Here is an 11817-nt window from a genome sequence, read left to right on the forward strand (position 1 = left end):
GGCTTATTTAGCTCCTTTCGGTGTGTCGGATGGTGTGTTTCCTGTTCCCGGTGTATGTCCTTCCCCGGATAAAGGAGAGTCCTGTGTGTGTCTGTAATGTACAATGTTTTCCTTTTCCATGCCGGAAGATCCGTAGGTGCTGCCTGTATTCGGGGAATGCAGGTCTGCATCCATTTTCTCGAATGTATGATCTGATGAGGACGGGGCTCCTTCCGGATTAAAGGTATGGAGCGGATCGTCAGATGGATTCTGCCCGTCTATATCCGGATCCACATGTCTGGATGCCTGGATGTAAGCCTCATCCCTGCTGTCCATGCCCGGGGCTGTTCCGGCCGGAGATGCTCCGGCAGAAATGTCCGTGTCTGCAGATCTTTCTGTATCGCCATCGCCTGGAGAAGTACTGTCCGGGGATGTGCCGGCAGGAATGTCTGTACCGGAAGAGTTGTCCGGTCCCTCGGCAGAAGCGGACATGGTGGTAGCGTCCATACTGGCTGCCATGTTCGGATCATTTGTATCAGTGGTTTCATCCCGTGAGTATGCAGAGGAAACATGGTCGGTATCCGTTCCCTCTCTGTCCTGCATCGTATTGTCTCGTTCTGTAGAGGATACGTGATGATGTCCGGCGGCAGCCATGGAATGCCTTGCCACGTTAGACGCGGTATGTACACCGTGACTAAACACGGAAGCCAGCATTTCGGAGCCTTTGGCTGCAGCATACAGTTTCCCGAAACCGCTCTGCAGACCAGCATCGACACCAGTAAGCTGCTGGATGAAATTCGGACCGTCTATGATGGCAAAGGCAAGGAAGAGGGTCATAATAGCCTTGACAAGTGCCCCGGCATCTATTTGTGTGTCAATATATAGCTGCGCCAGGATGTAGATTTTCACAAACACGGTAATGAGCAGCAGAACAAAATAGCTGTCCCGGATCGCACACAGGATCCTTGCAGTTTTCTGATGTGAGGTCATGTCTGCAGCGTACAGCACGGAAACCACCCGGGCCTGTACGATTTCAATAATCAGCCGCACCACCTTGTAAGCCATGCACAGGTAGACAATCAGCAGAGCCAGGAGCTTGAGGTAAAGTGTGAAAAAGTCTATATGGTAACGGTAGTAAAACTCACTGAAAATTCCTGTTCCCAGCACGCCGTCACTGACTTCGGCAAGCTTTCCGTCAGCTCCATAGGCATATACAAGTTTCTGGCTGAAAATGGACTGTGCATCAGCACTTATATCCGCCTCATCGTAGTCTATGGTTTCGTTAATATCGATCATTTCAATATCCCTGTCAGTAACGGATGGATAGACATGTGATTCAATGTTGTCTGAATTAATCCCGGCTATGGATGCTGTGTCATCTATGTACAGCCAGTCAAGCATACTGCCCCGGATCAGCTCACAGGAAGAGGTTGTTTGCGTGTCAAGAAGCGCATTGTTCCAGACCTTTAAGGCATCATTGATTCCGGATAATACGGCTGTAGATCCGCAGAGAATGAAAGCAGCCAGACACAGGTTGATGATGATTTTCGGCTTTTTTTCATGATTGAATATCAGCATGATTCCCAGCGCAAATAAGGCAAGTGCCAGAAATGCGGTAAATGCATACCGGAACTGGCTGAGGAAGTTCTCCAGACTGTCCCAGGTTGTGAAATCAATAAGCTGAAACACCACACGATATAAGGATTCACAGGCATCCGCCAGAGACTGAAGAAGTTTGACAAGCATCCAGCCTATGGAGTGCAGTGCATCGGTGATAATATCGCTGTTGACAACGTATGAGCTGTTTTCTAACAGCCATTCTCTTACTAAAGTATCATTCATGGTTATGCTCTTTTCTGATGTATAATTTGTGATTTTTCCGATATACTTCAAAGACGAACGGGGTCTGCCCGGTCGGATCTGTGTCCTTCCACTTCCTCCAGGCATCCAGGAAACCACCGTAAATGAGGTTTTCGGCGTTTATCCTGGCAGTGACGGCAGCATCAAGATCAGAATAGGAACCAAGATAGTACCGTTTGCCCTTAAAACCGATATATGCGATATAACGTCCGGTTTTTTGTCTGCAGACGCCCTGGAAACCGCTGGTATTGTCTTTCCTGTATTTCCGTTTTTCCAGGATCTCAATACAGGTTCCGTCTATCCGGTGGAGCATATTTCCGATATTCTGCTGAACTTCTTTCTGCCGACAGCCACAGCTGATCGTGTTTCCCTGTACCAGGGCATCCTCTGACACTTCCACCGTCCTGCCACAGCTGCAGCGGCACAGCCAGACAACAGATCCATTTGGTTTTCTCTTTTCTGTTGCTTTCAGCGCTGTCAGTCGCCCAAACCTTATACCTGTAAGATCTGCCTGGTTATGGCTGGGCATATGTGCCCGGCAGCCGCAGCTCTTTACTTTTCCGCTTTTCAGATAACTGGCCAGTACAGGTTTTTCCTTTCCGCAGCTGCAACGGCACATCCAGCACGTCCGTCCGTGCATGTTGGCGGTCCGATACAGGACAGTGAGGGCTCCGTATGTTTTCCCTGTAAGATTCTCGGCCCTGTTTACGTCCATATGGATATTCAAGGATCATCCTCCTTTCTGTCAGATTGAATTGATGACAGCTATGAGAGAAGCTCTGTGGCTGTCATGTATGGCCGGGTTATGCGATATATCAGCTACCAGTTCTGACAGCGGTATATCATCCGGCAGATGTTTTCCGGTATATTCAAAGTATTTCTGTTTGATCTGGTCACGGATAATCTTGTTGGTATCTTCAAGAACACGGCACGGGGGTGTGTCATGTCCCTGGTTATCAGTAACTTCGGCCAGATATTCAAACGTGATATCCGGGTCCCAGATCCGTTCCCGTATGTTGATATGGCTGCGGTCTTCATCACATATACTGTAGAAATCAACGGTATCCGGATCCGGAAACTCATCAGCTAAATACTGATAGCGGTACTTGAAGCGGGAGTTGGTTTCGTCACTGCAGTAAATTGGCCAGGGGCGGATGGAATTACCCTTCAGATCCCGGCGTTTCATAGTTCGCTTAATGACGCAGCAGCCTTCTTCCAGCTCCATGAGCTGGTTAGGATTCAAAAGCGGTTTTTCCTGCAGGGTTTCTGTGATGTTTTTCTCCAGGGAAAGTTTCTGCCCGGATCTCTGCAGGTCTGTATCGGTCTTGTTTCCTATGTCCTTCGCAAAGGGTTCTGTAGTCCTGGCTGTGTTGGAAAGGATATAAACCTGGTTGCCACAGTTTGAAATGATCGTTTCCGCATTATCCCCGTACAGGTTTTCAAGCTGGCTGTAAGCCTGGATGATGATGTCAAATGATATATTTCTGCCGTTGCATACAGTTACGATATTGGACATACCGTTTACGGGCGGCATGTTGCCTGCCTCCTCGCACAGGAACTTTACATGGCGTCTGCAACGCCCGCCCGAGAAGGTGGCTTTTTTGGCCAGGACAAAATACAGCTGACTGATAAAGGCGGTCACAAAGAAATTCTTCGACCTGTCATAATCCGGAACGCCGATAAAGACAGCTTTCGGACGGTCACCAAAACCGATGCTCTCCAGGTCTATGGTATTTTCGGCTGTCATCCTTGCCAGACTCTGATATGTGAAAAGAGTCAGCTTTGAGAGCATTTCAGAATAAATGGATCCCTTGGTACGGTCACCGGTTACTTCGACAGAAGCATATTTCAGCTTTGCCCGGTCCATCCGGGGACGTTCCGAAAAATAGATGTCAAGTTTGGTGGTCATAGGACCAAGTTTGGTCATACCAAGTTCCGTAAAGGTATTGATGATACTGAACATGTTGATTTTCTTCTCATTTTCAGTCGTATATTCAAAAGCATAAGTATCTGGTATGTACTGTATTTTCAAATCGGTTAGAGGATCTGTTTCCTCCTGCAGCTTTTCATAGAACAGGGATTTCTGCAAATCCTTCTCTTTTTCGGACAGGCTATCAAATTTATTACGCTTGATCTTATACAGTTCATAGCGGCGCTCATTGACTTTCTGGTCTTCCCGGATGCAGTCCTCCGTATGTGCCAGGATCATGGCCGTAAGAAGTGTTGCGGCGTTCTGCGCAAAAAAGGCAGATTCCCCGGGAGCATTGTCCGGGTTGAAAATACTGTAGGCAAAGGTAAGAGCCAGTGTTTCCGCATCATCGTACTCCTTGTTCTTGTATGCCTGTGTGATGATGTCCAGAGGGTTAAAGCCCATGGATTTATCCGGTTCGATCAGATTTAAAAGGTAAATGTCATAGCCTCTTTCTGTCAGTGTATGGAAAGAAGACTTGTAAAGCTCAAGCTTCGGATCTGTAATAACCATGGAGGCTTTTTCTGCAGCCCGTGAAAGAATATCTATGATAGGAAATACAAACATTTCACCTTTTCCGGACCGGGTCATGCCGATAATCAGCGTATTTGTTATGCTGTCATCAATATAGAGTCTGTCTCCCTGCCGGAATACCGGCAGGCCGCCTCGTCCTGGAAACGGTGTTTTGCTTTCTGCAATTTCCTTATATTGTTCTTTGATTTCCTCCACGGTTGCAAAGCGTTCATCACCTTTCTGCCCCACATTGAAAGTGGCGTCAGACAGATATGTCCGGATCTGAAAGACCAGGCTGAGATCAAGAATAATCAGTAAACAGGCCAGGGCCGTATATAAAAATTTCCCTGTACTGGTATGGATCACACTGACCTGGAACCCGATATTTCTGATGGACAGGCAGTCAAGGAGCGGAACTCCGGTTCTGAGACCTGTGAACAATGCAATAAAACTGTTTACGATGTAATTAAAGAGCAGGAAAAAAAAGAGATCTGCCAATATGAGCAGCACGATAACAATGTACTTGTTGGCCAGAAAATAATTGAGCCGCATGGCCCGTGTTTTATCTCTGGCAGGCCGGATCACGTTATTTTTAATGTCACTTTTAAGCCTTTTCATGGCCGTTCTATCTCCTTCTTTTTCAAATTCTGATAAGAGGTGCCAATTCTGGCACCTCGAATTTTAAAAAACAAATGCACTTGAGATTTCTTCTGCCAGTGTCATGGCTCCCAGGACGATTCCAACGCCGACTATGATAAATGGGATAGTTGGCTTGACAAATTCCTTCAATTTCTGCGATGGAATAATTAGACATACTCCGCAGAACATCAGACACACAGCGGCAAGGAGCACTACGGTAGGACTCCAGGTATTACAGAGGTTGTAAAGCGATTGCATGAATTGCTGCATGGTTAAGACTCTCCTTTTTTCTTGTTTTTTCTTGAAATCATGAACAGTAACACTACAACAACCACGGCCAGGATCAAGAACCCGACTCCGGCCACGATCAGAGCAGAATAGGATGCCTGTTCCACGTAATGAGCGGTAGCCATGATCTTATAGTCAAACCCGGCGCTTTCGTCCGCTACAGATCCCGTGTAAGTTGATACGTATTTTGTGCCGACGACAGCCTCATGCTCTAAGGATCCGCTGTAATCTGCCCGGTAATAATTCACCAGCCGGCGGACGTCCGCCCTGGCGTTCCTGCAGAGGACACCAGCCGCATCAGTGTAGGGCTGGCCTGTCCAGTATACCCGCTGCACATCACAGCTTTCCGGATCTGCTCCGACAGATGCAAGAAGCTGGTTCTCGTCAATCTCCGGCGTGATTTCATTTTTTGATACAACGGTGTCGCCCCAGATAAACTGATTGGCGTCATAGGATTCGTAAACAATGTCTATGTAAGTATTTTCATATTCGGCCGGAAGTCTTGAAACACCCGTCAAGCTGCAGGTGACTGTCTGCTCCTGCCCGGTTTTGACATTCGTGACAGTCACATCCTTAGTGGCTGGTACAGAGCTGGAAGATACCTGGTAAGAATAGTCTGTATAGCCGGTCACTGGCTGGGAATAGGCTTCCTCCAGGACACCCTCCTGTGTTTCCGTGGATTCAAGGGTGTATGTTACCCCGTCTTCCTCGATGGTATCCTGTGGTGTGTACGTCTGATCTGTAGGGAGGATGTCACTCTCCACGGTTTTGGTGACCTTGGTCTCTTTCGGGGTCTTATCTATGATGTCGTAGGTGATCTCGTCAAGCTGGTATGTCTGGCCGTCCTCTTCAATCGTGGCTGAAAAATCATCATCCCGTTTTTCATCCATGTCATCTGCAGTGAATACGATTTCCCTGGTCACTTCTTCAGACTGATCAGAACTGGTGCTGGTGCTGCCGGAACATCCGGCAACACCAAACACACATAAGAGGAGGAGAGCAAATAACTTTCTGTATTTATTCATCTGTATTCTCCTTTTTCTTCGCTGTGTTCAATCGTGATTCTGTACGTGCCAGGCGTACTAAAAGGGTAACGCCCACAGCTCCGGCTGCACATAAGACAAGAACCATGTAAAGAAGCAGATCGGAAGTATCTCCCGTTCTTGCACCTCCGTGGAAATTATCCGGAGTGGAGGTGCGGATGGTTCCCTCTTTGCGCTCATCCTGCATGACAACTTTCTGGATCTCCCCGGTTTCCTCTACGGTGAAGCTGATGGATTCAGCAACTTTATAGCCCTGAGGAGCGGATGTTTCTGTCAGACGGTACTGTCCTGGGATCAGCTTTTCAAAATACTCCGGCTGATCGGAAGAGATCCATTCCCGGATCAGTGTAGCGGATCCGTCTTCCTCGATTTTCTCCAGTTTCATGCCTGCACCCGGCAGCTCTTTTCCAGTAGTGATGTCCGTTTTGGACACATACAGTTTTGTGTAATCGTTATCTACTTCGTAAGTGAAAGTTTTCTGGTTCATGATGGTGCCGTCCATTGCCACATAGATCTTATGAATGGTCGGATCAAGCACATAGCCATCAAGAGTCTTGGTCTCTTGGAAATAGTAGGTTGTGTTGGGCTGCAGGTGAGTCAGAAGGATCTCTCCGTTTTCATCTGTTACCAGTGTGGTGGGACTTACTGAAAAACCAGGATCCACCGGATCTTCCAGACCTTCCATGTCCGGATCCAGAGTAAATCCGGGATCCACCGGATCCTCTTCCTGCTCCAGCCAGAAATCAAATTCAACCCCGGCCAGAGGCTGGTCTTTGTTCCCTTTTTCATATTTCACGACAAGCAGCTTGGTTACATCATTGACTCTGGACATATCCGCATAGACAAGCGGTGTTACCTGGTCTTTATACTTCAGCTCCACCTCACGGGGAGTTGTGTCCAGGACGTAGCCGGGGGCCTGCCGGACTTCTTTAACTGTGTATTTACCAAGGAAAAGTTCCTTGGAAATGGCCTCACCCTTGTCTGTGGTTACCGTGTCAGCCAGCTTGCCCTTCTCCAGGCGGACGGTTCCGTCTGCTGTCATAATATCTTCTGCAGCACGGATCTCAAATACAGCTCCTGTGATGCCTGTTCCGTTATCGGCATCTGTCTTGTGGATCCGGATCTGACCCATGACCACATCATCCTGCATGTCAATTTTCTGGACTTCTCCGGTATTCGGAATAACAAACTCAATATCCTGTGCTACCAGGTAACCATCCGGCGCCATTTTTTCAATCAGTACATATGTCCTGCCTACCACCAGATCTGTGATCCGATGGGGTTCCTTGGTGGATGTCCAGGAGTCGATCAGCTTCCCGGTATCCTTCTCTCTTACTTCCATCTGTGCGCCAGGAACTTCCTGCCCGGTAGTCAAATCGGATTTTGTAATATCATATTTGGTGTAATCATTCTCCAGCTTCATCGTGTAAAGTTGTTCGCCTTCAACGTAACCATCCTTATCTACAGTTACCTTGTGGATGGTATCATCCAGTACGTATCCGGGAAGTGTCTCTATTTCCTGGATACAGTAAACAGAGTCCGGGAGCAGATATTTGATAGTGATACTTCCCTCATCATCTGTAGTGTAGATCTGCTTGTCATCCGGTGTTTTTTCGTTCCATACCTGGAATTTCACCCCGGCCAGCGATATATCCGCCTCGCCTTTACGGTATTTCTCAATCCGTAAGGTAGTTGCTTTGTTGTACACGGTTTCGCTTTCTATCACTACCGGCGTCACCTGGTCTTTATACTGCAGCGTGACAGGATACTCCTTGTCTGACAGTACAAAACCATCCGGCTGCTTTATTTCCTTTAAGATGTACTTACCAAGAAACAGTTCTTTGGAAATCACCGGGCCTTCCCCGGTCGTAGTAATCGTGTCGGCCAGCTCACCTTTCTCAAGCCGTACGGTTCCATCCGGTGTCACAATATCCTCTGCAGCACGGATCTCAAATACAGCGCCTTTCAAGTGCTGAGAATATCCTTCCTCAAATTTTGAGAGTTCGATCTTACCCATTGCATTTTCATCGGCAAATTTAACTGCCACTGGATTATCCCATCCGGCTTCCTCGGTCACTGTGAACTGCAGATCCTCTCCGTTCAAAATATACCCTTCCGGCGCCTCCAGCTCACGGAGATAATAGGAGCCATACCGCAGCAGTTCCGGGAACACAAACTGTCCGTTTTCATCAGTCGTAAACCGGTCTAGGGTTTCCTCTGACGGATAGTGTGTTGTAAATGTAATGACTTCCTTATTTTCATCCAGAAGCTGGAAGGTGGTTCCCGCCACAGGAATGGTTTTTCCTGTGGATGCATCCACTTTCACGACCTGGATCGGGCTGGTGATCAGTGTGTCCTGCTTATAGATGCCGGTTAAAACGACTCCTTCATCTTTGATGGTCACCTCAAAGGGCTTGATCGGGTTGTATCCCTCGGGTGTCTTTGTCTCGGTTATCACGTAGGTATCAAACACCAGGCTGCCTCTGGGGTACTCGTCACTTTTTGTAGTAGCCTTTCCTTCCTCATCCGTGACAATCTTCATGACCTCTTCGCCAGTGGTCTTGGAAGTAATCGTGAACTCCACTCCTTCGATCCCCTGCAGTGTGTCATCCTTCGGGTCATCCGGCTGGTACACCTTGATGATCTCCAGGTCTCCACGGATGACATCCTCCTTGATTTCCGGCATATTGTACGTCCGGACATCCTCGGCGTCTCCGGATGGTGTGATCTGGCGGATAAATAACTCATCATTGATGTTGTATCCTTCCGGCGCCTTTACCTCCTGGATGGTCACCGTACCGATAGGCAGGGTAATATTGCCGCTTGTGTCCCGGTAAAATTCATCTCCGGACACCAGAAAGTCCTCGCCAAAATAGGCAAAACCATTCACATTTGTTTTAAAGATCCAGCTACGCAGTGGTGTCTGCCCTGCCAGATCTTCCACGGTGTCATACATGCTGCCATAGAATTTCACTTCAAACTCAGCTCCGGCCAGTGTGGCGGATCCCTGCGGAAGGTTGGCTTCACCGTTATAGGTTTTTTCGCCGTCATATTTTCCAAGCAGCATATTGACAGGGTCATTTTGCGGAATATCCCTTACCCGTACGGTGGCCGTCTGTCCTGGTTGTATGGTGACAGGGTACGTATTTCTGTCCAGGGCAAATCCTTGTGGTGCCTGGATTTCCTTCACGTAGTATTGCCCTGCATCCAGGGTCAGTGTATTGGTGTTGCCCGCTGCATCCGTGCGCAGCTCTCCTACTTTGTTCGTGCATGCACTGTCTGTATATACACCGTACACAGCTCCGGCCAAGCTGTAGCAGCTATTTCCTTCGGTGATGGACGGATTGGCTGAAGTTTTTACAAGATTGACGTATCCCTCTGGGTTTTCCTCGCACCACACTATGTCCTGCAGGCCATTAATAGCAATGTAGCATTCATACCTGGAGAGATCCACGCCATAGCCTTGACCGTATCCGCCTCCTGTTCCATTCATAACATTAGTTACTAATCCAGTCATAGTGCGAATGCCCTGGGCGTAGGAACTGCTCAGACCCGCCAACGAGCCTGTGTAGATATATCCAATCACTGCATGGGCATTTTGATATTGATTTCCATTCACCACGCTTGGATTGTTATCCCAATATATACTTCCGTTTGTATAACCTGGTATCTTACCATCTAGCGGACCTCCCGGAGCTAAGAGTATAGCTGTACGCAACAGTGGATTATTATCAATCTTATACGCCGCATACTGCCCATCTGATGGACTGGTCACATTAGGCTCGGCGCAATAAGCAGTTCTTCCATTCGCCGTAAATCGGTGAGTGAACCAGCCGCCGTAGTTGATGGGATCTCCCTTGATGATCGTGACGGTTTTCTCCGGCGTATTATTAGAAACGCTATACGTGCTGACGCCGCTGTACTCGCTGGAGCTTGCCTCCCTCATTCCGGCATACTGCTGTGCCTGGTTCCAGAGAGCTTCGATCTCTTCCTCTGAAAGACCACCTATTGTCTTTTCTTCTGAAGAGTCTGCTTCTTCTCCTGTCTCCTCTGGCTCAGATTCAGATACTGTAGTGGTGGTTTCAGTCTCTGTCTGCTCTTCTTGTGTGACTGCAGTATCTTGTTGTGCTACAGCATATGAAGCAGTGATCTGTACATTTTCATCCGGCATCTGGAAAGTGTATGTATCTGCTTCTGCTTCGGTGGTCGCTACGTCAGAACCCGTAGCTTCTCCTGTAACTGTCACAGTATCGGTCTCATAGCCGTCTGCCGGCTGTGATATGATCGTGACTGTCTCGCCCGCCAGGAAGGACATCTGATTGTCCTTGACTGAAACGGATCCGTTTTCAGACGGATTTACTGTGATGCTCCAGCTTGTATCTGCCGGAACACTTTCCTGTCCGTCTGCAGCCAGAACACTGTTGGCCGCCGTGGAAACCAGTAAGGCTACTGCCATCACCAGGGACAGGATTCTTCTTTTTCCTGTTTTCATTTTTTCCTCTCCTCTCTTTTAGAAATTTGGAAATAAAAAAAGCAGACCACTTTCGTAATCTGCTCATTTATAAAAAGGTGTTAGACCTTTTTATCTCAAACATTTTCTATTTTAAATAAACTGTATTATCTGATACTACTGTACAGCTCCGCAGCTGCACTTATACCCGACTACCCTTTCCTCTGTCCAGGGAGCTTTAATCATCACGTCCTCTGTCCAGGCAGCTTTGTCAATGACCCAATCGCTGTAGGTTCCGCTGTCCTCTCCTGCAAGCGCATGCGCTTCTGCATGTGCGCTGTCCGGGTTGATGGCGTTACATGTCTTGCAGCGTTGTACTTCGTGTCCCTCTTCTGGATGATAGACCTGCGTGTATTCTGCCGGATGGTTAATGGTCTGCGTGATCGGAATTGAAAAACTATGTGTATGGGACGGTTTGCTGGGCTGATTCTGGGAGCCGCCGGAAGACCCACCGGAAGATCCACCAGAAGATCCAGATGAGCCGGTTGATCCAGAAGATGATCCCGAAGAGCCTGATCCTGCCGATCCGGTCCCGGATGTTTTCTTACCCGTATCCGTGTTTTTTGCTACTGTGGTATCAGACTTCTTGCTGCTGTTTTTTTCTGTCTTTTCTGCCTTATTTTCACTTTTCTTCTCTGTCTTATTCTCTTGAGATTCCTGTATATCCTCTATCTTATCTGTCTTATCTGAACTGTCTTCCTTTTCCTCGGTCGTATCAGTATCTTCCCTGTCCTGTTTATCATCCTCGGTTACTACCGCCACATAATCTTCCGGATCCGGCTGTCCTTCCGGGTTAGCCATGACCACGCTGGAAATCAGCATGCACGTACATACGGCAGTTACAAATGCTGATCCAAGTCTCTTTTTAAGCTTTTCATTTAACATACAAATTCCCCCTTTAATGATTTTAGCATATTAATAGATAAACCTACAAAGTATTTCTGAGCGGCATTACACAGTAACTATTCAGTTGTCAAAGTACACCTTTTGCATTACGTCCGAAACAAAAAGTATAC

General features: G+C 47.8%; 7 protein-coding genes. All 7 read right to left on the bottom strand.

Annotated features, from left to right (window positions below; translation table 11 throughout):
- Window positions 1-3 precede the first annotated feature (3 nt).
- The 7 genes from NI21_RS0105790 to NI21_RS16725 all read right to left on the bottom strand — a co-directional run bounded on the left by NI21_RS0105790 (window position 4) and on the right by NI21_RS16725 (window position 11686).
- Complete coding sequence (locus tag NI21_RS0105790) at window positions 4-1821, bottom strand: pLS20_p028 family conjugation system transmembrane protein (protein ID WP_033125301.1); 1818 nt, start codon at window positions 1819-1821, stop codon at window positions 4-6.
- Window positions 1814-2566: a hypothetical protein gene (locus tag NI21_RS16055; protein WP_242842819.1), complete on the bottom strand. Its 753-nt coding sequence runs from the start codon at window positions 2564-2566 to the stop codon at window positions 1814-1816. Before NI21_RS16055 ends, NI21_RS0105790 begins: the two co-directional genes overlap by 8 nt.
- Window positions 2567-2584: 18 nt before the next feature.
- Complete coding sequence (locus NI21_RS0105810) at window positions 2585-4939, bottom strand: type IV secretory system conjugative DNA transfer family protein (RefSeq protein WP_052083974.1); 2355 nt, start codon at window positions 4937-4939, stop codon at window positions 2585-2587.
- A 63-nt stretch (window positions 4940-5002) separates the two neighbouring features.
- Window positions 5003-5230: a hypothetical protein gene (locus tag NI21_RS0105815; protein ID WP_033125302.1), complete on the bottom strand. Its 228-nt coding sequence runs from the start codon at window positions 5228-5230 to the stop codon at window positions 5003-5005.
- Between the two features lie 2 nt (window positions 5231-5232).
- The gene (locus NI21_RS0105820) at window positions 5233-6273 is read right to left on the bottom strand and encodes a hypothetical protein (protein ID WP_033125303.1); all 1041 of its coding nucleotides are present in this window, start codon (window positions 6271-6273) and stop codon (window positions 5233-5235) included.
- On the bottom strand, window positions 6266-10783 hold the full coding sequence (locus NI21_RS16060) for a SpaA isopeptide-forming pilin-related protein (RefSeq protein ID WP_052083975.1): 4518 nt from the start codon (window positions 10781-10783) through the stop codon (window positions 6266-6268). The genes NI21_RS0105820 and NI21_RS16060 overlap by 8 nt, the downstream gene beginning before the upstream one ends.
- A 135-nt stretch (window positions 10784-10918) precedes the next feature.
- The gene (locus NI21_RS16725; RefSeq protein WP_052083976.1) at window positions 10919-11686 is read right to left on the bottom strand and encodes a hypothetical protein; all 768 of its coding nucleotides are present in this window, start codon (window positions 11684-11686) and stop codon (window positions 10919-10921) included.
- Between the last annotated feature and the right edge of the window lie 131 nt (window positions 11687-11817).

The sequence above is a fragment of the Eubacterium sp. ER2 genome (assembly GCF_000765215.1).
Taxonomy (GTDB): Bacteria; Bacillota; Clostridia; order Lachnospirales; family Lachnospiraceae; genus Claveliimonas; species Claveliimonas intestinigallinarum.